Genomic DNA, 22,849 nt, shown 5'->3' with positions numbered 1-22,849 from the left:
GAACGCGAGATGACTAACGTGAGCAACGTTCAGGCACCCGTTGAGGCGCTTCCTGACGAGGTTGATAGCCAAAAGAGACACTGGCTACAGGCGTTTCACCCGCCGGTCGAGCGGGTGACTGCGCCGCAGGTTCAGGAAGCCGCCAGCCCGGAGTCGATTGTGGCAGATTTTATCCGCCAGCATTCGGCATCGGGGCACCTGGTGGCGCGCAGCGTGTTTCTGCAGCCACCTTATTCGGTCCCTGAAACCGATCTTAGCGCGCTGCTGGATATGCTGTGCCAGGACGCGAATGACGCGGATATCACCCGTGTGCAGGGTGTGGAAGATGTCTATTTCTACTCAACGCAAACCATGACGGCAAACTACGCCGACATGTGCGTGCAGGTGGTGGAAAACGACATCTGTCGTGCGATTGCCGAGGCGGTACGCTTCGACGGTCGTACGTATCCTCGCCCCTATAAGGTCGCCATGTTGACGCAACCGCCGTACAGCTTTGAGTCTCAGCAGATTTCAGCGGCGCTCACGGCCATGGAAACGCACCCTGATTACGCAGATATACGTACTGTGGAATCGTCAAATGCGGAGCCTTATTTGTTCAGCGAACGTTTTATGAGTTATGGCAAAGCGTACGGCCTTTGTGAATGGCTTGAGGTTGAGCAGTATCAGAACCCCTGAAATATTCAGGTTGATGTCATGGAATGTGTGGACGACCACTGTCACAGCATTAGAGGATAACCCGATGTCCTTCACCCGACGAAAATTTGTCATTGGCATGGGGACGGTGATTTTTTTTACCGGCCCAGGTCAAAATCTGTTAGCGAGTACCAGGAGCCCTAAAGCCGTTCGTTACGTCATGATTCACGACGAATCACTGTGTAACGGATGCAATATTTGCGCTCGTGCATGCCGGAAAACCAACCATGTACCTGACCAGGGCAGCCGTTTGTCTATAGCGCATATTCCGGTAACCGATAACGACAACGAAACGCTGTATCACTACTTCCGTCAGTCCTGCCAGCATTGTGATGATGCACCTTGTATTGAGGTGTGTCCGACCGGTGCCTCCTGGCGAGATGAGAACGGTATTGTGCGAGTAGATACGTCTTGCTGTATTGGCTGCAGTTACTGTATTGGCGCGTGTCCTTATCAGGTGCGCTATCTCAACCCGCAAACCAAAGTGGCGGATAAATGCGACTTCTGCGCTGAATCTCGGCTGGCAAAAGGTTTCCCTCCGATCTGTGTTAACGCTTGCCCGGAACATGCGCTGATTTTCGGTCGTGAAGATAGCCCGGAAATTCAGACCTGGTTGCGAGAAAACAAGTATTACGAATATCAACTTGCAGGCGCCGGGAAACCCCATCTGTATCGTCGGTTCGGTCAACATTTGATTAAAAAGGAAAATGTATGAACGCGTCGCAGAATGCCGAACAGTTTCACGCCCAACTTGCACAGTATGTCCCCCTGTTTTCACCGGACTACTGGCCTGTGTGGTTAGTCGTTGCCGGGTTAATGCTGGTGGGAATGTGGCTGGTGCTGGCGCTTCACGCCATGTTGCGCTTTCGGGCGGCGCATAAAGCGTCGGCAGGGCATGGTGAGAAGGTCTATTTATATTCGAAGGCTGTCCGCCTGTGGCACTGGTCGAATGCGCTGTTATTTCTGTTGCTTCTGGTTAGTGGCCTGGTCAATCACTTCTCTGCCGTTAGCGCACCGGTAATGAAAAGCCTGCTCACCGTTCATGAGGTTTGTGGCTTTTTGCTACTTGCCTGCTGGATTGGTTTTGTGCTGATCAACCTGATTGGCGGCAACGGACATCACTATATTATTCAACGTCAGGGCTGGATCGCACGTGCGCAAAGACAAACTCGTTTTTACCTGTTTGGCATTATGCAGGGCGAGTCACACCCATTTCCGGCCTCACCTCGCTCTAAATTTAATCCGTTACAGCAGGCGGCCTATGTTGGCGTGATGTATGGTTTGTTGCCACTGCTACTGATCACTGGATTGTTATCGCTTTACCCGACGGTCGTCGGCGATCTGTTCCCCGGGGTGCGTTACTGGCTGCTTCAGGCGCATTTTGCGCTGGCAATAGTCAGTCTGTTTTTCATTTTTGGGCATCTTTATCTCTGCACTACGGGGCGCACGCCGGGCGAAACCTTTAAGTGTATGGTGGATGGCTACCACCGGCATTAAGCGATGATGATTACGCGAAGTGACTTACGGGCCTGGCGTGTTGGGCCCGTCATGTACCGCTGGTTTCTACGTGCGTTTCCCGCAGGAGGAAGCTATGCCGATGTTCATCGTGCGCTCCAGCGGGAAGGGTATTCCGATTGGGCAAATAGCCTGGTGGAATACGGCTGGTCAAAATGGCGGGAAGAGGCGAGTTTTGCTCAGCAGGATATTGACGCAATGGGGAATATTTCCTGTGAGCAAGCCGCGGGGGAAACTAGTCGTCCGTTGGCGAGTGCGGAAGATTATGCCCGATTTAGCAGTGCGTGTGACAACGTTAAAATTGCCAGCGCCGGGTATGCTGCACAGATCGCCTGTGCCGGTTACAGCGCACGGATTGGCTGTGTAGGCTATAACACGCATATCGGCAGTTCAGGCGATCGCGGGCGAATAGCGATTGCGGGAAACTCGGCGCGTATCAGCAGTGTGGGCGATGGAACACGTATTGCCAGTACCGGCATGCGCGTACGTATCAGTTCACTCGGCGACCGAAATCGGATTGCCAGTAGCGGTGATTTAACCCAACTGGCCTGTTTTGGCGCAGAGGCGAAAATCGCTAACTGCGCGGACAATATCCACATTATTGCCAGCGGAGAGAACGCCGTTGTTGCCAGTACCGGTGCTGTCGACTCGATAATTCTTGGTCCCGGCGGATGTGCGGCGCTGGCTTATCACGATGGCGAAAGAATGCGTTTTGCGCTTGCCGTTGAAGGGGAAAATAACATTCGGGCGGGCGTGAAATATCGGCTCAACGAAGACCATCAGTTCGTGGAATGCTGAGCCGAGAGGTCATTTTAGTGCGAATCGGCGCTGGGTGATTTTTTCAAGGCTAAAGCACAGCAGGTAATAAACCAGCCCGGTAAAGATAAAAATGGCTGCGGGGTAAATTTGCACCCGGCTGTTAACCTGACCGGCAACTGTCGTGAGTTCCGGCACGTTAACGATAAACGCCAGTGACGTGTCCTTCAGCAGCCCAATAAAAATCCCTGTCAGCGACGGTAGTACGTTACGCAGCACCTGCGGCAGCAAGATAAGCCACAGGGCCTGATCCGGGCGAAAACCCTGAACGACTGCCGCTTCATATTGCCCGCCAGGCAGTGCGCTAATTCCAGCATACACCGAGTGCATCACCGAGGCGGCGGTGAACCATGCCAGCGCCAGCGTCACGGTAACGGCACCGGGCAGATCGCTTCCGGTCAGCATGGGTAGCAAATACCACATCCAGAAAATCACAAAGATGAGCGGAATGCCGCGAATAAATTCCGCCCAGATAAACAACCCGTTGCGAACCGCGCCCGGAAATCGCCAGGCACAACAGGCAAGAACGATCCCGCCAGGCAGCGCCAGCAAAGCCGCACCGATAGCCATCAGCAAAGTGAGCAGGACGCCACCGGGTTGCCCCTCAGCTACACGTCCCCACAGGAGATAGTCAAGATTGTCGGTAATGACCGAAACATTAGCGATCATGCAGTATGCTCCTGACGCTGAAGATGCGCATTCTTATCTTTGACGATTTACCCGACGCAGACTGCGGGCCAAGACGGGTAAGCAGCATACCCAGAACGATGCCGGTAAACAGATAGAGTGCAGTGCCAACGGCAAAGGCTTCCAGCGCGTGCGCGTTGTAGCTCTCAATTTGCCGTACCTGGTAGGTGAGCTCAGCAAATCCAATACCGCTGGCAAGCGAGGAAAGCTTCATCAGGTTGAGATATTGCCCAACAATCGGTTGCCAGGCGTTTGCCAGCCCCTGAGGCAGCAGAATGTGACGAAATATTGTCCAGGATGAAAACCCCTGCGCCACGGCAGCCTCGCGTTGTCCGGCAGAAACAGCCTGTAAACCCGAAGCGATCTCTTCAACCAAAAATGCTGAGGTAAATACCCCCAACCCCCATGCTGAACAGATAAATTCCGGCGTTAACCACCAGACATCACCCGGCAAAATTGACCATGGATGATCGGCATTGATAAAGCTAATGACGTTACGGGGTAGCCAGTTCCAGGCGGCAAAATACCAGAGCATTAGTTGCACCAGTAAAGGCGTGTTGCGAAACACCGAGACCCAAACCCCGACCATCGTTTTAGCGAGACGATTGCCCGTCAGGCGCAGGCCGAGCAGTGAGATGGCAATGAGCGTGGCGAGCACAATACCCGCCAGCGTCACCCAGAGCGTGGTGAGAAAACCGGAAATTATCCATTGCAGGGGTTGCCCACTCAGCACTCCCTGCCAGTCCATTGCATGCATTATGACGATGACTCCTGGTGTAACGGGTCGAGCACTTTTTTCAGGAAACGCTGGGTTCTCGGGTGCTGTGGTCGGACGAAAAAATCCTCCGGCGCGGCCACTTCCAGAATATCGCCACCATCGATGAAAACCACCCGATCGGCAATTTCGCGGGCAAAATGCATTTCGTGGGTCACGACGATCATGGTGATACCGCTGTGGGCCAGATTTTTCATTACCTGTAATACCTCGCCGATCATTTCCGGATCCAGCGCGGAAGTGGGCTCATCAAACAGAATAATTTGTGGCGACGAAGCCAGTGCGCGGGCGATGGCCACGCGCTGCTGCTGCCCACCGGACAACTGCGCGGCATAGGCGTTGGCTTTTTCCGCCAGTCCCACTTTTTCCAGCAACTCAAGTGCCCGACGATCCGCTTCCGTCTTGTTCCAGCCGTGAACATATTCCAGCGCCAGCGCGATGTTCTGCAGCGCAGTCAGGTGCGAATAGAGATTGAATTGCTGAAATACGAAACCGATACGGCTGCGTAACTGGCGTAATGCCGCCCCGCGCAACTTGCTAATCGGTTTACCATCAATGAAAATTTCGCCACCGCTGAGCGACTCAAGCTGGTTGATAAGACGTATAAGAGTGGATTTTCCTGAGCCGGAAGGCCCCAGAATGGTCACCACTTCACCAGGTTCAACTGCCAGGCTGACGCCGTTAAGTACGGTATGAGCGTCATACTGTTTAAACACATTGTGCAGTTTGACGCTTGCCTGACCCAATTGGGTAGAATCCGCAGCCGAAGCTGCGGATCGAGGAAAAAGAGCTGAGAGCATATTACTGGGCTTCTATTTTAAAGGCGCGGGGCTGCGGATTTTTGGTTTCAGGGCCGAACCATACATCATAAATTTTTGCTGCCTGACCGGTAGATTCCAGCTTCAAAAGTTCATCGTTGACGGCTTTTAACAGCGCGGGTTCGCCTTTTTTTACCCCCACGCCGATCTCTTCTTTGCTCAGCAGGTCCGGCAAAATTTTGAAATCCGCTTTATCCGGCGCAGCGCCTAATAAACCGGCCAGAATCGTACTGTCCTGGGTAATGGCCTGAACATTGCCGTTGCGTAGCGCGGTTAACGCCAGCGGGATATCGTCGTAGGCCAACACGCGCGACTGCGGGAAGCGCTGATGTAACGCCTGCTCACCGGTAGTCCCTTTTACTGCGCCGATTCGCGCTTTGCCGTATTCATCGAGCTTATCCGGAGATTTTGCTGGCACAAGGAACTGCTGGCCGGTAACAAAATATGGGACGGAGAAATCTATTACCTGCGCCCGTTCAGGTGTAATCGTGATATCCGCGACGATTAAATCAGCTTTACCGGATTGTAATAACGGAATGCGGTTTGCCGGATTGGTCGCGACCAGTTCCAGTTTTACACCAAGGGATTTGGCCAGCGCTTCGGCAAAATCAACGTCGTAGCCGACAATCTTATGGGTTTTGGCATCGACGGAGCCAAACGGAGGATTCGCGTCAAATGTCGCCACTTTGACTACGCCTGCGGCTTTGATATCGGCCAATTGGTCGGCCTGAGCCTGCGAAACGCTAATGCCAGAGGCCAGTAGCACGCTGAGTGCCAGAAGTGTTTTTTTAGCGCTGTGAATTTTCGTTGCCATCATTGTATGAAATCCCTGTAGTTTTTGGTTTGTGCTTTTTACGCTCCCATAACTTACGGTTGGGACAAAATAAGAAAAAATTCTTATCTATATACAAAATGTTATTAGTGAAGGATGTGTTAATAGCGGGTGAAAATAATGCATGAGTGAAAGGTAAAATCGTGCATAAGCCTGGTAATAATTCGCATTTGGTTTTTGTGTGAGAGCACGCTTGAATAAGGTTGAGCTGTGCTAATGTCCAGAAATGCTACTGGAATACCCTCCGGACCTGTACCATATGTCACAACAGGTCTGGAGTGGGGATAAGCATGCTGCGTGATAATTTTAACGATCTCTATTATCTCATTATCGTTGCCCGCGAGCGTAGTTTTACCCGAGCAGCGGCAAAACTTGGGGTTTCGCAATCCGCGCTAAGCCATGCGATTCGTGGGCTTGAAGAGCGGCTGGATGTACGGCTTCTGACCCGCACCACGCGCAGCGTTGCGCCGACCGAAGCCGGAGAACGGCTTATCAACAGTATCAGCCCGCGTTTTGATGACATTGAAACAGAGCTGCTGGCATTAACCGATGTTCGTCAGCGCGTGGCCGGTAACATTCGCCTGACGCTGGGCGAACATGCATTGCAATCTACCGTCTGGCCCGCGCTGGAGCCGTTTTTGCAGGCTTACCCTGATGTGAATGTGGAAATGACCATCGACAATAGTCTGACGGATATCGTGACTGGCCGCTATGACGCGGGTATTCGGCTCGGTGAGCAGGTGGCAAAAGACATGGTCGCCGTCAGAATTGGCCCGGACTGGCGTATGGTAGTGGTGGGGTCACCGGCGTATTTTGCTCGTCATGGCAAACCGAAAACCCCTCACGACCTGCAAAATCATAGCTGTATTAACATGCGCATGCCGACGTTGGGCGGATTATACGCCTGGGAGTTTGCTAAAGACGGGCAAGATTTGCGCGTACGGGTGGAAGGGCAGCTTATTTTTAACAATCTACCCCCGCGAATTAGCGCAGCGATGGCGGGAATGGGGCTGGCTTTTGTGCCGGAAGACACCGTCGAGCAGGCTGTTGCAGAGGGGGCATTGGAAAAAGTGTTGGAGGACTGGTGCGAACCTTTTCCTGGCTATTATTTGTACTATCCCAGCCGAAAACAGCATACCGCCGCCTTTGCGCAACTGATTGAGGCCTTACGGTATACGGGCTGAAGTGGGTGGGGTTAACAGGCGATAAAAAACCGGCATTGCGCCGGTTTGGAAATCAGATTTTGCAGGCGTCGCCGCAGTCATTATCAGCAATAATTTCCTGCGCTTTCTTGTCTGCATCTTCCAGACGTTCAGCGTTACGCTCTTGCGCTTCTTCCAGTCCATCAAAGACCAGATTATCGAGATCAATTTCCATCATTCACCTGCTCAGGTTCAGCGTTTAACATCACGTTATTATATTGCAAAAATGTTGCTTAACAGCAGCGATTCTTGCTACTTAGCATCGAACGCAATCCGCTGTGCGTATTTATCCGCCAAAATAGCCTATGGTTCGCAATTGCTAAAGAATCGTTGGTTGTAAATACCGCAAAATTCTCGCTCTCTCTACCGTTTTATCTCCACTTTTTCATTAACGTGATGCGCGATCATTTTTAACAAATCTGCGACAAAATCACTATACATATAACTTAATATCTTTTATACATTAATTGTTCAACCCTGCGACTATTCCACAAAAGAGAAAGCAATATGGAACAGACACCTGATAAGAAAAACGATAATTTTCAAAAAGATGGCAAAGAACAGTTCAATCGCTCGATCGGTCTTATTTCAAACTTTGCGTTGGGTTTTACCTACCTGTCGCCGCTTACCGCCGTCTATTCGCTGTTTGCGCTGGCCGTAACGCTGGCGGGGCCGCCCGCAGTATGGTGGATTTTAATCGTCGCATGTGGGCAACTTTTGGTTGCATTGGTGTTTGGTGAGGTCGCTTCCCAGTATCCGATAACCGGCGGGCTTTACCCCTGGGCCAGAAGGTTGTGGGGCAAGAAGTATGCGTGGATCGCCGCCTGGATCTACCTGTGGGCGCTGGTGGTCACCATTACGTCGATCGCGGAATATACATCAACGTTTGTTGAATCACTCTTCCACTATGGTCAGACGCCGGCCACGATGTTGGTGACTTCCGTCCTGCTGCTGCTGTTGATGATGGCCGTTAATATGTCCGGGACTAAAAATCTGGCCCGGGTGGCGAAAATTGGTTTCTGGTGTGAAATTGTCAGCGTGATCGCGCTGGGGATTTATCTGCTGATTTTCCACCGTTCGCAGCCGTTCTCTGTGATTTTTGACTCGATGGGCGTGCTGGCTCATGACGGCAGCTACTCCACCGCATTTATGTCTGCTGCGCTGATGGGGCTGTTTATGTTCTTTGGCTTTGAGGCCTGCGGTAACGTTGCGGAAGAGGTGCAGAATCCAAGTAAAAAGATCCCGGTGGCGATGATTTTAAGCATCGTATTCGGCGCGATTTCCGCCATTATTTCTGTTATGGGTTATTTGCTGGCATCACCGAATCTGGTCAGCATCGTGAATGGCAAAACGTCCGATCCGATCCCGGCAATCCTTAATGAAGCTCTGGGCGAAACTGGCGCGACTGTCTTTATCGTCGTTGCAATTATCGCCATGTTGTCGTGCATTTTGTCTCTGCAGGCTGCGTTAAGCCGTCTTATCTTTTCTTTCTCCCGCGACAGAATGCTGCCGGGAAGTGAATGGATGGCCAAAATCTCTAAAAATGGTGTTCCGGATAATGCCATGGTCGTCAGTTGCCTGCTGCCAGTGATCATCTGCGTTTGGGTTTATTTCCAGCCAGATAACCTGTCGCGTATCACCGCGTTTGCTGTTATCGGGATTTACATCTCGTTCCAGATGGTTGTGCTGGCCGCGCTGCGTCAGCGTCTGAAAGGCTGGAAACCGGTGGGAGAGTGGACCATTGGCGGTTGGGGCGTAATCGTGAATGTGCTGGCGTTAGCTTACGGATTGTGCGGGATCTGGTTACTGGCGCAACCGGCAGACAGCAGCGACTTCATCGATCGTTGGACGGTTCTGTTCGGCCTTGCGATTGTTGTTGGCTCGGGGCTTATTTATATGTTCCTGACCCGTCCGTTTGGTCGTTCAGCGGCGCCGGAAAACGACGCCATTGCGTACGCCAATAAGCTCAATATGGGGCAGGATAACTAAAAACTCAGGGCCTTCGGGCCCTTAGTTTTGATAGTGATAAAGGATAAAGTAGTCGCTCTGATACACCACGGTACTGTTTGCAGGTGACAGCAATTCACCCACGCGAAAACGTGGCCAACTGGAGAAAATGATCCTGTTTTCCAGATTAGTCAGAATCACATAGTCAGGATGGGCACAGGAAAGCAGTTCGGCTTCTATCTGACTGACCAGCAGATCGACCGCGGCAACACCGAGAAACTGATTGTTGTAGTAGACCGGGACGGCTGACGTTAGGGTATAGGAGATATTGCAAATATAGTCGACGTAGGGACCGTGGATATAGGCTTTGCCAGCCGGAGGAGAATGCTTAAACCACTCAAAGGTTCTGAAGTCCAGTCGTTGTTGCGTGGCCTGATCCAAATCCAGATGCGCCTGGCTCAAACCATTGTCTTTCTTATACCACCACTCCAGCAACCAGTACTCTTTTGTGGTTGCGGTACTCTCAATATGGCTGGCGAATCCCGCCCCTGAGCAGTAATGGTTGTTATTGAGCGTGCGCTTGATGTGCTGTTGAACGGTGGATCTGACTGAGGGGTCGAGAACGACCTCGGCTGAGGCCTTTTGTACCCCTGAAATCGCCTCATGGATGCTCCTCGCCAGCGCAACGGTAGAATCTACGGTAGAAACAGTAATGTCATCAATTTTACGAATTAATGCGCTTAGGGATGTCGAAGAGCTCATTGTCTGTCCTGCCTTCACTGATTGTCAGTTCGAGTTATATTTCAGCTTTTTTTCAATAAGGTAGTAGGTAAACGTGTCGATGATCTGCGTGGCAAACTGTACTGACTCTGCCTCGTTGTGAGCAGCCAGCGCATCGGCCAGCGCCGAATAAAGCGCGATAATTTCTGCATGAATACTGTCTGTGCGATAAAGTATCGCCACCAGCGATGCCCATTCAGCCTGAACCTGCAGCTCCTGATTGGCCAGTCGCGCTGAATGCGAACTGGCGGCAATCGCCAGCAGACAACGCATATCGGCCTGGGTCATCAGCTCAGGTGAGTTTGCCTTTCTGAGCACCTCGACAAACTCGCGAAATTTGGCGATATCCGCACCGGTCATCCGTCGGGAAGCCAGTCTCGCGCTATGGCTAATAATGGCGCAATGCATTTCACCCAGATCAGACAGATAATCCGTACTGATCGCCTTGAACGGATGCAGGGCGCTATTTTTGCCATCAATATTTTCGCAAACGAAACTCCCGCCATTACGACCACGAACCGTATGGATAAGATTATTAGCCCGAAGCGTGTTTAGCGCTTCTCTGATAGTGATATGTGAGACACCCATCATCTTTGCCAGATCAGTTTCGTTGGGGAGCTGTTCTTTTGGCTCCAGCAACCCCGTGATAATGGCATTTGAAAGGCGTTGGACTATCTGGTCTGAACGACTGACCTGCCCGATAGGCGCAAATATGACCGCGTGAGTAATCATAATCTTTTCTGTACTCAATTCCCTGAAACAACAACCATTTTTAACACATGCCCGTCGGGCAAGGAAGGTAAGAATGGCCGAGTTATTTTACATGCCTGGGCGCAACGTCACTGCACAAGCGGATGTGTGTCCCGATAACCTTATGATGAGCTGGGCGTAACGCGTCAGCTGGCAATAAAAAGCCTCACCCTGCAAATGTGAAAATTAAGTTAAAAATGCGAGGCTTATCATAGTGTCAATGTTGCGCATTTGAAAAAATTTTACAATATATATATTACATAAGATTCTTTATGTATTAATTGGCAGGAGACAAACATGAAAACCCTGAAGCATTTTATTAATGGGCACTATGTAGCAGGCAGTAGCGAAGATAGCTTCGAACTGGTGAGTCCGGTTGACGGTGAAACGTACGCAATATCTCCCAACGCTAACGAGGCGGAGGTAGAGCAGGCTTACTCAGCAGCGGAGGCGGCGTTTAGCATCTGGCGAAAATCGACGCCGGCACAGCGGCAAAAGGCGTTATTGCGGCTGGCCGATGAGATTGAACGCAACGTTGAGCGACTGGTAACCGCGCAGAGTCAGGAAACCGGTCAGCTTCGCCATTTTATTGAGAAAGAGGAGATCGCAGCATCTTGCGATGCCATCCGCTTTTTTGCCGGTGCGGCGCGCTGTCTTGAAGGAAAGGCGGCCGGAGAATATTCCTCAGGATTTACTTCAACCATTCGTCGTGAACCGCTGGGTATTGTTGGGCAAGTGACGCCGTGGAACTACCCGTTCATGATGGCGGTGTGGAAGATTGCACCAGCGCTGGCGGCAGGCAACACGGTGGTGTTAAAACCAAGCGACACCACGCCAGTTAGTACGCTGCTGTTGGCTGAACTGGCCGCACCGTTGTTCCCGAGAGGGGCGTTTAACGTTGTGTTGGGCAAAGCCAGCACTGGTTCGCTGGTGGTTTCAAACCCGAAGGCTTCATTGGTTTCTATTACCGGTTCGGTCCGTGCGGGTTTGCAGGTTGCGGCTTCGGCGGCGGCAAACCTGACCCGAGCACACCTGGAATTGGGCGGGAAAGCGCCCGCAATCGTGTTCGCCGATGCAGATATGGACAAGGCGATTGCGACGATTACCACAGCAGGCTTTTTCAATGCCGGGCAGGATTGCACAGCGGCTACGCGGATTCTGGTAGAGCAATCTATCTACGCTGAGTTTCTGGAAAAACTGATCCAGAAAACAAAAAGTATCAAATTTGGGCCGCCAGAAGATCAAAATGCACTGTACGGCGCATTGAATAGCCGGAATCAGCTGGAGCAGGTTAAAGGCTTTATTGAGCGTTTACCGGCACATGCAAAAATTGAAACCGGTGGGCGCGCAGGATCTGGTCCAGGCTTCTATTTTGAGCCGACGATCGTCTCCGGATTACATCAAAATGATGAAGCTATTCAGTATGAAGTATTTGGCCCACTAATGACTATTCAGTCGTTTTCTACTGACGAAGAGGTACTACACAAAGCGAATGATGTGGAGTATGGTCTTGCCGCCAGCGTCTGGACCAGTAACCATGGTCGCGCCCAACGCTTCAGCATTGACCTCGATTTTGGCACGGTGTGGATTAACAATCACATTCCTCTGTGCGCCGAAATGCCGCATGGCGGGTTCAAAAAATCGGGGTACGGCAAAGATCTCTCATCTTATTCACTCGAGGAATACACTCGGGTGAAACATATCATGTGCGACATTTCTGAATAGAGAGGATTACGATGAAAACATTAAAAATCGCGGTGCTTTCATTAGTGATGTTCTCGGGCTATAGCCTGGCAGAAAGTACATCGCTGAATACCGTAAAAGAGTATATGGCGGCGTGGAATGCGCATGATGCTTCGCGAGCCGCTCAATTTCTTGCTGATGATGCGGTCTATTATGATGCCGCCGCAGGAGAACCGATAAACGGCAGGGAAAAAGCAGAAAAAGAGGTTATCGGCGCTTTTATTAAGGCGGTTCCAGATCTTAGCTGGAAAATGGTTGGAAAACCCGTCTACGACGAAGATACCGTGGCCTTTCGTTGGGAATTTTCAGGCAAAAATAGTGGTGAATGGGCAGGGAGTCCGCCGACAAATAATCCGATCAAATTTGAAGGCGTCAGCTATATTCATGTTAAAGCAGGAAAAATCACCTGGCAGGGTGATTATTATGATTCTAAAAAACTGGATGAAGAGTTAAAGCCAGTGAAGTAGTCGGTTGTACCCCTTTATAAATAAGAAGGGGTATCTCTCTTATTTGTGTCGTATTAAAGGCAGTGTGTAGCAATAAGGAAAAAAGTTAATGGCAATTACCAGACGTGATTTTCTCAACGGCGTCGCGGTGACTATTGCGGCGGGGCTTACCCCGCTGGAGTGGGTCAGGGCGGCAGGAAAGGGAAACGCATTTATAGATGGAAATTATTATCCTCCTGCGCTGACGGGGCTGCGGGGTAATCATCCTGGATCGTTTGAAATGGCGCATGCGCTAGGCCGCGAGCATAAACATTTTGATTTAAACGCTCTGCCCGTTGAGGAAGAGTACGATCTGGTGATTGTGGGTGGCGGGATTAGCGGGTTAGCTGCCGGTTGTTTTTGGCGTCAAGTTGCCGGGCAAAATAGCCGGATCCTGATCCTCGATAACCATGACGACTTTGGTGGACACGCCAAACGCAATGAATTTACCAGCTCGGGTAAGAAATTACTCGGTTATGGTGGCAGCGAAGCATTCCAGTCCCCTGCGCATAATTTCAGCCCTGAAGTACAAAAGTTGATGGAAACCGTGGGCGTCAGCGTCACGCGGTTGAAAGAGAGTTTTGACGTAAACTTCTACCCCGACTGGCAGCTCAGTCGCGGCGTTTTCTTCGATAAGAAGAATTTTGGCGAAACAAAAATCGTCAGCGGCGATCCGGGCCGCGCGGTATCTGATGATATTCCGCCGGACAGGCTCAATGGGCGTAAAATTGAAGACTTTATCAATGATTTTCCGCTAAGTGAGAATGACAGAAAAGCGCTGATCGACCTGCACGTCCGGCCCGGTGATTACCTGCCGGGAATGACGGTCGATGAGAAAATGGAATGGCTGGATACCCACAGCTACAGTGAATTTTTGGCAACAAAAGTTGGTTTGAGCAAAATGGCGCTGCTCTATTTCCAGCAGCGTTCCAACGACTTCTTTGCTATTGGTATTGAAGGTATTTCTTGTAGTGATGCCAGGGCGTGCGCCTTACCCGGCATGGAAGGGATGGGGTTACCGCCGCTGGACGGAGAGTCGCTGGCCGACCTCGAAGAGCCGTATGTTTACCACTTCCCGGACGGTAACGCCGGGTTAGCTCGCCTGTTAGTCAGATATATGCTGCCGGATGCGCTACCGGGCAACACGATGGAAGACTCTGTCCTCGCCAGATTACATTACGAAAAGCTGGATCTGCCGGAAAACACCACGCGCCTGCGCCTGAACAGCACGGTGATTAATGCGGCCAACGTGCAGGATGGCGTGGCGGTGACCTATCTGCGTGACGGTAAAATGCACCGTGTGCGCGGTAAGAACACCATCATGGCAGGTTATAACATGATGATCCCGTATCTGGTGCCTGAGATGCCGGAACAGCAGCAGGCGGATCTTAAACTGAACGTGAAGGCACCGCTGGTGTACACCAACGTGGTGGTCAAAAACTGGCAGGCGTTCAAACAGCTTGGCGTACATGAGTTTTATTCTCCGGCGGCACCTTATAGCAGGGTCAAGCTCGACTATCCGGTCAGTATTGGTGGGTATCAACATCCGGCCTCCCCGGACGATCCGATGGTCATTCATATGGTCTATGTGCCGACCTATCCGGGCAGTAACCTGTCGGCCAGAGAGCAGTTCCGTCTGGGACGAGCCTATTTGCTGGGGACCACCTTTGCGGCGCATGAGGAGATGATTCGCTCCCAGTTGCAGGAGATGTTTGGCTCAACCGGATTTGATAATCAACGCGATATTGCCGCCATTACGGTTAACCGCTGGGCGCATGGCTATGCGTACTACGCCAACTCGCTGTTCGATGATATGGATAAGATGCCAGAAATTATCGAGCGGGCGCGTCAGCCAGTCGGTCGCATTGCCATCGCTAACTCCGATTCTGACTGGAGTGCTTATGCCCATACGGCAATCGATCAGGCATGGCGTGCGGTTAATGAACTCAAGGATATGGGGTGATCTATGCGCAATGTAACCATTCTCGCCGCCTGTTTATTTACTGCTTCGGTTTCCGCTGCTGAATCTAACGGTGAATACATCGCGCGAATTTCAGACTGCGTCGCCTGTCACACCGCTGAAGGTGGTGCGGCGATGGCGGGGGGCAAAAAGTTTCCTACTCCGGTGGGGGATATTTATTCGACCAACATTACCCCAGACAAAACGCAGGGTATTGGAAATTATTCTTACGAGGATTTTGAAAAAGCCGTACGGCAGGGGATTGCCAAAGATGGTCATCCGCTCTATCCGGCTATGCCTTATCCCTCCTATGCAAAACTTTCTGACGAGGATGTTAAGGCGCTGTATAGCTATTTTATGCATGACGTCACGCCGTCAGCACAGCCCAATAAAGAGAATGCTATTCCGTGGCTACTCTCCGCCCGCTGGCCGCTGCATATCTGGAACTGGCTGTTTACCGACGCGCCAGTGTCGGCTGTAGAGGGCGCGAAAACGGATGATAATGCTGTCCTGGTAAAACGGGGTGCTTATCTGGTGGAAGGTCCCGGACACTGCGGTTCATGCCATACCCCTAGAGGCATGGCGATGAACGAAAAAGCGTATACTAATGCTGATGCCGAATACCTGAGCGGCGCGATGATTGACGGCTGGTATGCACCGTCGCTGCGCGGCACCGGTATGTCTGAGCAGGAGTTAAAATCGCTGTTGCTGACCGGTAAAAGCAAGCATGCCGCGGTTTCAGGTTCGATGGCTGAAGTCGTCACGCAGAGTACACAGTATCTGACCGACGAAGATGCCACGGCGATCGCCCAATATCTGTTGAGCCTGAAAAGTGCGAAGCCTGAAACGGTACGTGCTGCGGCGACTACAGCATCCTGGTCGAATTCACCTGAGGCGGGCAAAGTGACCTATAACCGCTACTGTTCAACTTGTCACGGTCTGGAAGGGAAAGGTACGGATGATAACGCGCCTTCTTTAGTTAACAATCCACTGGTGATGGTTGATGACCCGACACCGCTGTTCAGAGTGATTGCCCACGGCGCAGAAACACCGACAACGCGTGGCAGCGTCTCCTTTAAGATGCCTGCCTACGGTGGCTTGTTAAGCGACAACGAAATGCGCGACGTGATTAACTACGTGCGTAAAAGTTGGGGTGAAGGGAATAGCGAAGTAAGCCAGGAAGACCTGGCTGGCGTTAAAAAAGCGTCACATTAAACAGTATGCCGGATAAGGTGCTTGCACCTTCATCCGGCAGTGCTTACACGGTGTTTACCCTGATAATATCCACGAGTCGGGTAAACGCCGCCGTCATTTCATGCTCTTCAATACTGGCAAACCCCAGCAGCAGGCCGCTGCGTTTCCCTTCATTTACGTAATAGCGTGACAGCGGGCGCACCAACAACCCTTGCGCATTCGCCTGTTGGGCAATGACCGTGTCATCGCTCCCGGCGGGTAACTGTAAGATCATATGCAGCCCGGCGTTGCTGCTGAAAGAACCAAGAAAATGTTCACCAAGTTGGTGGCTGATAAGCTCTACCAGCATCTGGCGACGACGACTGTATAGCTGACGCATTTTCCGAATGTGTGCCGCGTAATAACCCTCGCGAATAAACTCCGCCAGTGCGGCCTGAATCAACAGATGCCCACCACGATAGAGGTCGTTATGAACCTTTTTCAGCGGAGCGGCTAACGATTTAGGTAGTACGACATACCCGAGTCGCAGTGCGGGATAGAGTGTCTTACTGAATGTCCCGATGTAAATGACCGGTGTTTCTTCTTCCAGCCCCTGCAAAGAGGGAATCGGCTGGCCGGAAAAGCGGAACTCACTGTCGTAATCATCTTCCACTATCCAACTTCGCGTTTCACGTGCGCGAAAGAGAAGTTGCCGGCGGCGGCTCAGACTCATTACCGAACCGAGTGGGTATTGATGTGACGGTGTCACAAAAATTAGTTTTGGTGGTGTTTCGCCGGCATCCGGCGGGACCATGCCTTGTTCATCAACCGGGATAGCCGAAAAATTAACGGCATTGATGCGAAGAATATTTTTGATTCCCCAGTAGCCCGGTTCCTCAATCCAGGCGTAATCGCCCGGGTTGCATAAAGTCCGGGTCACCAGATCCAGGGCCTGGTGAATACCTTCAGTAATCAGAATTTGCTCCGGTGAGCACCGTACGCCGCGAGCGGTGCGCAGATAGTCTGCCAGTGCTTCTTTTAGCTCATTCACGCCGCCTGTGGCATCGTAAGTGAGAAACTCCGGGCGCAGTCGTCTTGCCAGCCTGTCCTGAATTTTCTTGAGTACCCGGTGCGGGAAATGCTCTACATCAGGCACGCCTGGAATAAATGCCCCCCACTGACGGGGACTGGCGCTGGCATTACCTAACAGCTCAAGGCAGCGGGCGGATAAACGGGTGTGATCTTCCTGAGCGTCAGTAACAGGCTCTTTGTCAGGACGCAGGTCGAGATTGTCCAGCACGCTGTCGGTCACAAATGTGCCGCTGCTGGTGCGCGCGGAAATATACCCTTCAGCTTGCAACTGTTCGTACACCCGCAGGACGGTATTGCGCGATAGCGTCAGCTCTCCTGCCAGGTCACGCGACGGAGGCATTCGGGTAGCCGGTTTCAGGCTACCTTCGAGGATGCAACTACAAATGGCGGCATACAGGCGGCGATGTAGTTTTTCGTCAGTCTGCTGATTAAATGCATGCTTGATCACATCTCCGGCAAGTGAACGCATTTGGATCCTTAAAATAAAACGATTTGGCTCTCGATTAAAGTACCAGACGGCGTCTAAATTTAAAGGGTAATTCAACCGAAATGTATTAATGGACAAGGTGTAGAGAATGAACAATAAAAACCTGCAACAACGTCGTCTGGATGCCACCCCGCGTGGCGTGGGTGTGATGTGTGATTTTTATGCTCAGTCGGCAGAAAACAGCACAATTACCGATATCGAAGGCAATCAGTACATCGATTTTGCCGCCGGGATTGCCGTGCTGAACACCGGACACCGCCATCCTCGCCTGGTGCAGGCAGTCGAAGCGCAACTTCAGGCTTTTACCCATACGGCTTATCAGATTGTCCCGTACGAAAGCTATGTGTCTTTGGCTGAGAAAATCAACGCCGTTGCGCCAATCGACGGCAAGCGTAAAACCACATTCTTCACTACCGGGGCTGAAGCGGTAGAAAACGCGGTGAAAATTGCGCGCGCGCATACCGGCCGTCCTGGCGTTATCGCATTTGGCGGTGGTTTTCACGGGCGTACTTACATGACGATGGCGTTAACCGGCAAGGTGGCACCCTATAAAAAAGGTTTCGGCCCGTTCCCTGGTTCTGTTTACCATGCGCCGTATCCTTCTGAATTGCAGGGTATTTCCACGGCGGATTCCCTAAAAGCGATTGAGCGTCTTTTTAAAGCCGATATCGATCCAACCCAGGTTGCGGCGATTATTTTCGAACCCGTCCAGGGCGAAGGAGGCTTCGTGGTGGCACCGCCAGAATTTGTGGCTGCCATCCGCCGTATTTGCGACGAGCATGGCATCGTGATGATCGCTGATGAAGTACAAAGCGGGTTTGCCCGTACGGGTCAGCTGTTTGCGATGGATCATTACGCCGATAAAGCGGACCTGATGACCATGGCGAAAAGCCTTGCGGGCGGCATGCCGTTGTCAGGCGTCGTGGGCAAAGCCGAAATTATGGATGCGCCTGCGCCAGGTGGTCTGGGTGGAACCTACGCCGGAAACCCGCTGTCGATCGCGGCGGCCCATGCGGTGCTGGATATCATTCGTGATGAGCAGTTATGCCAGCGTGCGGCGGCTCTCGGCGAACAGTTGCGCGCCGCTCTGACAGACGCGCAAGCAGGGTGTCCTGAACTGGCCGAAGTGCGAGGTTTAGGCTCTATGATTGCTGCTGAATTCAGTGATGCAGCGACAGGAGAACCCAACGCTGCCGCCGCACAACGCGTGCAGAAGAAAGCCCTTGAGCAAGGATTACTGCTGCTGACCTGCGGTCAGTATGGCAACGTTATTCGTTTCCTTTACCCGCTGACAATTCCGCAGGATCAGTTCGCCAAAGCGCTAGATATTATCAAAGCAGCAACCAAGTAATTCGTTAGTTGTCATTTACCCAAAGCCGACGGTCGTCATCACCGTCGGCTTTATTATTGTTGGCATAAATTGATCTTCCTCGTGTGTAGCGCGGTAATTATCGCGAATGGGTTGCCAGGCCTCTCGTTATATAATTTAATGCATATCGTTTTTACTCCTCTATTCAGATGGTATCCCATGTTAACTTTCCGCTCTTTTGTGCTGGTTTGCGCCAGCATGTTGTTTGCGTTTTCTGCTCAGGCCGACCGAACGATCACCGATCAGCTTGGTCGACAGGTCACGATTCCTGACCACGTGGACAAAGTGGTCGTGCTGCAACACCAGACGTTGAATATTCTGGTCCAGCTCAATGCCCAGCAGGACATTGTTGGTGTGATGTCGAGCTGGAAAAAGCAGCTCGGGCCTGAATTTGCGCGCTTTATGCCGACGATTACTACATTGCCGACGCCAGGCGATCTCACCAGCGTGAACATCGAAAGCTTGTTGGCGATTCATCCGCAGGTGGTTTTTGTCGCCAACTATGCGCCCGCGGAGATGATCCAGCAGATTCAGAACGCCGGTATTCCGGTCGTGGCTATCTCATTACGCAAGGATGCCACCGGGCAACAGAATAAAATGAACCCGACCATGGCCGATGAAGAGCAGGTCTACAACGAAGGGTTGAAGCAGGGTATTCGCCTGATTGCGGAAGTGGTTGGGCGCAAACCGCAGGCCGAAACGTTAATCGACTACGTTTTTGCCGCGCGGGCAAAATTCAATGCGCCGGTTGCAAAAATCCCGGATGCACAAAAAGTCCGTATTTATATGGCTAACCCCGATCTGATGACTTACGGCTCCGGGAAGTACACGGGACTGATGATGCAGCACGCGGGGGGATTAAATGTGGCGGCTGCCAGTGTGAAAGGTGCCCGTCAGGTTGCGCTGGAGCAGGTATTAGCGTGGAACCCGCAGGTGATTTTTGTCCAGGATCGCTATCCGCAGGTGGTAACTGAGATCCAAAACGATCCGAACTGGCAGGGGATTGATGCGGTGAAAAATCATCGCGTCTGGTTGATGCCTGAATATGCCAAAGCCTGGGGCTATCCGATGCCGGAAGCGTTGGCGATCGGTGAACTTTGGATGGCCAAAAAACTGTATCCGGATGCCTATAAAAACGTAGACGTTGATGCGCAGGCCCAGGACTACTATCAACGTTTTTATCGTGTGAACTGGCAGCCTGATGCAGCTAAGTAACCGTATTTTGCCCCAGCAACCGCTCTTAATCGTTGTGGTCCTGTTGCTGGGCGTCAGTTCGCTATGCCTCGGACAGTATCCGCTGTCGTTAAGCGAAGTGTTTTACCACCTGACGCACTATAGCGACGCTGAGGGAATAGGCAGCCAGGTTATCTGGACGGTCAGGCTACCGCGTATTCTGATGGCACTGCTGGCGGGGGGCGCGCTTGGGTTATGCGGCGCGACGCTGCAAGGGGTATTTCATAACCCTCTGGTCGACCCGCATATTATCGGCGTGACGTCGGGGGCGGCTTTTGGTGGAACACTGGCCATCCTGCTCGGTCTTTCGCCCTGGCTGATGATGGGATCAACGTTTTTCTTTGGTCTGACAGCGTTGATACTGGTGTATGCCATTGCTGCGTTACAGGGGCTGGAGAATACGCTGGTATTGATCCTGTCGGGTATCATTTTGAGCGGTTTTTTTGCCGCGCTGGTGAGCCTGATCCAGTATCAGGCTGATACCGAAGAGACGTTACCTAATATTGTGTTCTGGCTACTGGGCAGCTTCGCGACGGCCAACTGGCATAAAGTGCTGCTGTTGGCGGTCCCGGTCGGTATCGCCGCGACGGTTTTGTACCAGCTACGCTGGCGGATAAACCTGTTGTCGCTCAATGACAAAGATGCCAGAGCACTGGGTGTAGCGGTGGTTCCTCTGCGACGCAGCGTTTTGGTGTGCTGCGCATTTTTGGTCGCTGCTCAGGTGGCGGTCAGCGGCAGTATTGCCTGGGTTGGATTAGTGATTCCGCATCTGGCGCGTTTGCTGGTGGGGGTTGATCATCGTCGTTTACTACCGTGCGCCTTCTGGTTGGGGGGCGGATATATGATTGTGGTGGACGATATTGCTCGCACCCTGATGCACGCGGAGATACCGTTGGGGATTATTACCGCATTGTTCGGCGCGCCGTTGTTTGCTTTCTTACTCATTCGTACCAGCCGTCGGGAGAAATCATGATACCTGCCGCACTGCGTGTAAATCAGCTTACTTATGGGTATCGTACGCCGCTATTTGAGCCGCTAACGTTCTGTTGCCAGAAAGGTGAGATCTGGGCCGTGCTGGGACGCAACGGCCTGGGTAAAAGTACACTGCTCGATACGTTAACCGGCACGCTGCCTGCTTTAGGCGGGAATATTGAAAATAACGGTGGGATAGGGATTGTGGCACAGCATAGCCATCTGCCGTTTCCGTACACGGTCAGCGACGTGGTGTTGATGGGGCGAGCACAGCACGTGAAGCTGTTTGCGCAACCCAGTCCGCAGGATCAAAAAAGAGCAATGCAGGCGTTAGAGCAGTTGAATATCGCGCATCTCGCCTCCAGCTCATTTGGCTCACTTTCTGGCGGGCAGCAACAGTTGGTGATGATTGCCCGGGCTCTGGTGACGGAGTGTCAAACGCTGTTACTGGATGAACCGTGTTCCGCGCTGGATCTCGCCAATCAGCAGGTGGTGCTGCAGCTCATCAGCGATCTGGCCCATCAACAGGGATGCAGTATTCTCTTTTCGACCCACGATCCGCTCCATGCGTTACAGGTTGCTTCCCATACTTTGCTGCTACTCCCTGAAGGAAAATGGCGGGCAGGGCCCACGAACAGCATTGTGACGGAGGAGAATTTATTCCTGGCCTATGGCTTAACGCTGAGAAAACTCAGCGTGGAGAACTACCAGACGCCGTTTATCGCACCGTTGTTTTCTATTCGTCGTTAAGCGTTAAGAATCCTGCGGCGCTAAGAAATTCCTGCCCGCCGCGGGAGAGTATGAATTCAACCAGTGCCATGACTTCATTGGATGCATCAAGCACCGCCAGTTGGTATTCGCAGCGAATATTGTGCTCATCGGGAATAGCCACGTAATGTACGTCGGGCATCGCGCGCAGCGCGTGTACGTAATGCGCGTAACCGATAAACAGATCGGCCAGCCCCTGGCGCAGGATCCAGGCGCTCGCCAGTTCACCTTGCGGGATTTTTACCGTATCTCGACCACCCACCAGCGGGATTGCGCGCGTCCGAAGCTGTTGCCCGAGTCCTGGTTCCAGTACATCCATATTGTCGAAAAATGCCCAGGTATAGTCTCCGGAAGGGTCGCAGCCGGGCGTTGATGTACCTGGTCGCAGCGTTGGGTCGCGGAGTAAATCCAGCCAGACACCGGTTCGGTTGCTGACAAGGCTCAGTTTGTTCCAGCAAAAAGTGTGCGTAGAGAAGGCAATATTACGTGCTAACAGGTTTTGCGGATGTTCCCGGTTGGCCGAGGCAAAGAGCGCACACGGTTCTCCCGCTTCAATACGTTCACGCAATAAACCGGCCGGACCATATTCAACCTTAACGTCTATTCCACTCATGCGCGTGAACTGGCTTATCAGTGGCGTAAATGCCAACCGCAAACTGCCTGCGGCGAATAATGTGATTGGAGATGGCATTGTCTCGTTGATCCCTTATATGATAAGCCATAAACATTTTGCTATTATATATGCGAGCGTA

23 protein-coding genes are annotated in these 22,849 nt (G+C 52.1%); 14 read left to right on the top strand and 9 right to left on the bottom strand.

Translation table 11 applies throughout. The annotated features are described in order from the left end of the window. Positions 1-9 precede the first annotated feature (9 nt). The 4 genes from JQN59_RS13045 (at position 10) to ydhT (ending at position 3,006) form a co-directional block, all read left to right on the top strand. The gene (locus JQN59_RS13045) at positions 10-675 is read left to right on the top strand and encodes a YdhW family putative oxidoreductase system protein (protein WP_149607162.1); all 666 of its coding nucleotides are present in this window, start codon (positions 10-12) and stop codon (positions 673-675) included. A 64-nt stretch (positions 676-739) separates the two neighbouring features. Next, positions 740-1,408 carry a 4Fe-4S dicluster domain-containing protein gene (locus JQN59_RS13040; RefSeq protein WP_020996435.1) on the top strand — a complete coding sequence of 223 codons (669 nt, stop codon included), beginning with the start codon at positions 740-742 and terminating at the stop codon, positions 1,406-1,408. Then, the gene (gene phsC / locus JQN59_RS13035; RefSeq protein ID WP_032943228.1) at positions 1,405-2,190 is read left to right on the top strand and encodes a thiosulfate reductase cytochrome B subunit; all 786 of its coding nucleotides are present in this window, start codon (positions 1,405-1,407) and stop codon (positions 2,188-2,190) included. The genes JQN59_RS13040 and phsC overlap by 4 nt, the downstream gene beginning before the upstream one ends. A 3-nt stretch (positions 2,191-2,193) precedes the next feature. Then, positions 2,194-3,006: a protein YdhT gene (gene ydhT, locus JQN59_RS13030; protein ID WP_149607163.1), complete on the top strand. Its 813-nt coding sequence runs from the start codon at positions 2,194-2,196 to the stop codon at positions 3,004-3,006. Between the two features lie 9 nt (positions 3,007-3,015). Here ydhT and JQN59_RS13025 read toward each other — a convergent pair whose 3' ends face one another. Genes JQN59_RS13025 through JQN59_RS13010 form a run of 4 tightly spaced genes read right to left on the bottom strand, consistent with a single transcriptional unit; the run spans position 3,016 to position 6,121 of the window. Next, positions 3,016-3,693 carry an amino acid ABC transporter permease gene (locus JQN59_RS13025; RefSeq protein WP_003832686.1) on the bottom strand — a complete coding sequence of 226 codons (678 nt, stop codon included), beginning with the start codon at positions 3,691-3,693 and terminating at the stop codon, positions 3,016-3,018. After that, complete coding sequence (locus JQN59_RS13020; protein WP_149607164.1) at positions 3,683-4,468, bottom strand: amino acid ABC transporter permease; 786 nt, start codon at positions 4,466-4,468, stop codon at positions 3,683-3,685. Before JQN59_RS13020 ends, JQN59_RS13025 begins: the two co-directional genes overlap by 11 nt. Beyond that, the gene (locus JQN59_RS13015; RefSeq protein WP_149607165.1) at positions 4,468-5,286 is read right to left on the bottom strand and encodes an amino acid ABC transporter ATP-binding protein; all 819 of its coding nucleotides are present in this window, start codon (positions 5,284-5,286) and stop codon (positions 4,468-4,470) included. Before JQN59_RS13015 ends, JQN59_RS13020 begins: the two co-directional genes overlap by 1 nt. A gap of 1 nt (position 5,287) precedes the next feature. After that, the gene (locus tag JQN59_RS13010; protein ID WP_149607166.1) at positions 5,288-6,121 is read right to left on the bottom strand and encodes an ABC transporter substrate-binding protein; all 834 of its coding nucleotides are present in this window, start codon (positions 6,119-6,121) and stop codon (positions 5,288-5,290) included. 305 nt (positions 6,122-6,426) lie between these two features. Between JQN59_RS13010 and JQN59_RS13005 the strand changes: the two genes are divergently transcribed. Beyond that, entirely contained in the window at positions 6,427-7,320 is an 894-nt protein-coding gene (locus JQN59_RS13005) for a LysR family transcriptional regulator (RefSeq protein ID WP_048214301.1), read from the top strand. Between the two features lie 52 nt (positions 7,321-7,372). Here the strand turns inward: JQN59_RS13005 and JQN59_RS13000 are convergent, their stop codons facing one another. After that, positions 7,373-7,513, bottom strand: a complete 141-nt coding sequence (locus JQN59_RS13000; protein ID WP_003832695.1) for a hypothetical protein — start codon at positions 7,511-7,513, stop codon at positions 7,373-7,375. Between the two features lie 332 nt (positions 7,514-7,845). On the opposite strand from JQN59_RS13000, the gene JQN59_RS12995 reads away from it, so the two are divergent. Beyond that, positions 7,846-9,327, top strand: a complete 1,482-nt coding sequence (locus JQN59_RS12995) for an APC family permease (RefSeq protein WP_149607167.1) — start codon at positions 7,846-7,848, stop codon at positions 9,325-9,327. A gap of 21 nt (positions 9,328-9,348) precedes the next feature. Here JQN59_RS12995 and JQN59_RS12990 read toward each other — a convergent pair whose 3' ends face one another. Together JQN59_RS12990 and JQN59_RS12985 are read right to left on the bottom strand one after the other, a co-directional pair. Further along, positions 9,349-10,047, bottom strand: coding sequence for a cache domain-containing protein (locus JQN59_RS12990; RefSeq protein WP_111465715.1), 699 nt, complete (start codon positions 10,045-10,047; stop codon positions 9,349-9,351). Positions 10,048-10,071: 24 nt separating this feature from the next. Beyond that, entirely contained in the window at positions 10,072-10,797 is a 726-nt protein-coding gene (locus JQN59_RS12985) for a FadR/GntR family transcriptional regulator (protein WP_008784630.1), read from the bottom strand. A 315-nt stretch (positions 10,798-11,112) separates the two neighbouring features. On the opposite strand from JQN59_RS12985, the gene JQN59_RS12980 reads away from it, so the two are divergent. The 4 genes from JQN59_RS12980 (at position 11,113) to JQN59_RS12965 (ending at position 16,218) form a co-directional block, all read left to right on the top strand. Continuing rightward, positions 11,113-12,540, top strand: a complete 1,428-nt coding sequence (locus JQN59_RS12980) for a gamma-aminobutyraldehyde dehydrogenase (RefSeq protein WP_149607168.1) — start codon at positions 11,113-11,115, stop codon at positions 12,538-12,540. Positions 12,541-12,551: 11 nt separating this feature from the next. Then, entirely contained in the window at positions 12,552-13,025 is a 474-nt protein-coding gene (locus JQN59_RS12975; protein WP_032943249.1) for an ester cyclase, read from the top strand. 88 nt (positions 13,026-13,113) lie between these two features. Beyond that, positions 13,114-15,006 (top strand): NAD(P)-binding protein, encoded by a 1,893-nt coding sequence (locus JQN59_RS12970; protein ID WP_103014628.1) that lies wholly within the window; start codon positions 13,114-13,116, stop codon positions 15,004-15,006. A gap of 3 nt (positions 15,007-15,009) precedes the next feature. Beyond that, positions 15,010-16,218: a c-type cytochrome gene (locus tag JQN59_RS12965; RefSeq protein WP_149607169.1), complete on the top strand. Its 1,209-nt coding sequence runs from the start codon at positions 15,010-15,012 to the stop codon at positions 16,216-16,218. A 43-nt stretch (positions 16,219-16,261) separates the two neighbouring features. Here the strand turns inward: JQN59_RS12965 and pdxR are convergent, their stop codons facing one another. Then, positions 16,262-17,737 carry a MocR-like pyridoxine biosynthesis transcription factor PdxR gene (gene pdxR / locus JQN59_RS12960; protein WP_149607170.1) on the bottom strand — a complete coding sequence of 492 codons (1,476 nt, stop codon included), beginning with the start codon at positions 17,735-17,737 and terminating at the stop codon, positions 16,262-16,264. Between the two features lie 106 nt (positions 17,738-17,843). On the opposite strand from pdxR, the gene puuE reads away from it, so the two are divergent. The 4 genes from puuE to JQN59_RS12940 all read left to right on the top strand — a co-directional run bounded on the left by puuE (position 17,844) and on the right by JQN59_RS12940 (position 22,079). Then, positions 17,844-19,106: a 4-aminobutyrate transaminase gene (gene puuE, locus JQN59_RS12955; protein ID WP_048214296.1), complete on the top strand. Its 1,263-nt coding sequence runs from the start codon at positions 17,844-17,846 to the stop codon at positions 19,104-19,106. A 177-nt stretch (positions 19,107-19,283) separates the two neighbouring features. Continuing rightward, complete coding sequence (locus tag JQN59_RS12950; RefSeq protein WP_149607171.1) at positions 19,284-20,339, top strand: ABC transporter substrate-binding protein; 1,056 nt, start codon at positions 19,284-19,286, stop codon at positions 20,337-20,339. Beyond that, entirely contained in the window at positions 20,326-21,330 is a 1,005-nt protein-coding gene (locus tag JQN59_RS12945) for a FecCD family ABC transporter permease (RefSeq protein WP_149607172.1), read from the top strand. The genes JQN59_RS12950 and JQN59_RS12945 overlap by 14 nt, the downstream gene beginning before the upstream one ends. Next, positions 21,327-22,079: an ABC transporter ATP-binding protein gene (locus tag JQN59_RS12940; RefSeq protein ID WP_071446922.1), complete on the top strand. Its 753-nt coding sequence runs from the start codon at positions 21,327-21,329 to the stop codon at positions 22,077-22,079. The genes JQN59_RS12945 and JQN59_RS12940 overlap by 4 nt, the downstream gene beginning before the upstream one ends. Here JQN59_RS12940 and JQN59_RS12935 read toward each other — a convergent pair. Beyond that, a complete protein-coding gene (locus JQN59_RS12935; protein WP_149607173.1) occupies positions 22,066-22,788 on the bottom strand; it encodes a substrate-binding domain-containing protein in 723 nt (240 codons plus the stop codon). The genes JQN59_RS12940 and JQN59_RS12935 overlap by 14 nt on opposite strands. Positions 22,789-22,849 lie beyond the last annotated feature (61 nt).

Source organism: Citrobacter sp. B72 (assembly GCF_016894305.1).
GTDB classification, from domain to species: Bacteria; Pseudomonadota; Gammaproteobacteria; order Enterobacterales; family Enterobacteriaceae; genus Citrobacter; species Citrobacter portucalensis.
Note: the sequence above shows the minus strand (reverse complement) of the source record. Positions and strands in the feature narration are given on the sequence as shown.

Coding starts and splice junctions, on each gene's coding strand:
- JQN59_RS13010 (WP_149607166.1), bottom strand. CDS start 6,121: ATGATGGCAACGAAAATTCACAGCGCTAAAAAAACACTTCTGGCACTC.
- JQN59_RS13025 (WP_003832686.1), bottom strand. CDS start 3,693: ATGATCGCTAATGTTTCGGTCATTACCGACAATCTTGACTATCTCCTG.
- JQN59_RS12970 (WP_103014628.1), top strand. CDS start 13,114: ATGGCAATTACCAGACGTGATTTTCTCAACGGCGTCGCGGTGACTATT.
- pdxR (WP_149607170.1), bottom strand. CDS start 17,737: ATGCGTTCACTTGCCGGAGATGTGATCAAGCATGCATTTAATCAGCAG.
- JQN59_RS13020 (WP_149607164.1), bottom strand. CDS start 4,468: ATGCATGCAATGGACTGGCAGGGAGTGCTGAGTGGGCAACCCCTGCAA.
- JQN59_RS12995 (WP_149607167.1), top strand. CDS start 7,846: ATGGAACAGACACCTGATAAGAAAAACGATAATTTTCAAAAAGATGGC.
- JQN59_RS13000 (WP_003832695.1), bottom strand. CDS start 7,513: ATGGAAATTGATCTCGATAATCTGGTCTTTGATGGACTGGAAGAAGCG.
- JQN59_RS13040 (WP_020996435.1), top strand. CDS start 740: ATGTCCTTCACCCGACGAAAATTTGTCATTGGCATGGGGACGGTGATT.
- ydhT (WP_149607163.1), top strand. CDS start 2,194: ATGATGATTACGCGAAGTGACTTACGGGCCTGGCGTGTTGGGCCCGTC.
- JQN59_RS12940 (WP_071446922.1), top strand. CDS start 21,327: ATGATACCTGCCGCACTGCGTGTAAATCAGCTTACTTATGGGTATCGT.
- phsC (WP_032943228.1), top strand. CDS start 1,405: ATGAACGCGTCGCAGAATGCCGAACAGTTTCACGCCCAACTTGCACAG.
- JQN59_RS12965 (WP_149607169.1), top strand. CDS start 15,010: ATGCGCAATGTAACCATTCTCGCCGCCTGTTTATTTACTGCTTCGGTT.
- JQN59_RS12950 (WP_149607171.1), top strand. CDS start 19,284: ATGTTAACTTTCCGCTCTTTTGTGCTGGTTTGCGCCAGCATGTTGTTT.
- JQN59_RS12980 (WP_149607168.1), top strand. CDS start 11,113: ATGAAAACCCTGAAGCATTTTATTAATGGGCACTATGTAGCAGGCAGT.
- JQN59_RS12990 (WP_111465715.1), bottom strand. CDS start 10,047: ATGAGCTCTTCGACATCCCTAAGCGCATTAATTCGTAAAATTGATGAC.
- JQN59_RS12985 (WP_008784630.1), bottom strand. CDS start 10,797: ATGATTACTCACGCGGTCATATTTGCGCCTATCGGGCAGGTCAGTCGT.
- puuE (WP_048214296.1), top strand. CDS start 17,844: ATGAACAATAAAAACCTGCAACAACGTCGTCTGGATGCCACCCCGCGT.
- JQN59_RS13045 (WP_149607162.1), top strand. CDS start 10: ATGACTAACGTGAGCAACGTTCAGGCACCCGTTGAGGCGCTTCCTGAC.
- JQN59_RS13015 (WP_149607165.1), bottom strand. CDS start 5,286: ATGCTCTCAGCTCTTTTTCCTCGATCCGCAGCTTCGGCTGCGGATTCT.
- JQN59_RS12975 (WP_032943249.1), top strand. CDS start 12,552: ATGAAAACATTAAAAATCGCGGTGCTTTCATTAGTGATGTTCTCGGGC.
- JQN59_RS12935 (WP_149607173.1), bottom strand. CDS start 22,788: ATGCCATCTCCAATCACATTATTCGCCGCAGGCAGTTTGCGGTTGGCA.
- JQN59_RS13005 (WP_048214301.1), top strand. CDS start 6,427: ATGCTGCGTGATAATTTTAACGATCTCTATTATCTCATTATCGTTGCC.
- JQN59_RS12945 (WP_149607172.1), top strand. CDS start 20,326: ATGCAGCTAAGTAACCGTATTTTGCCCCAGCAACCGCTCTTAATCGTT.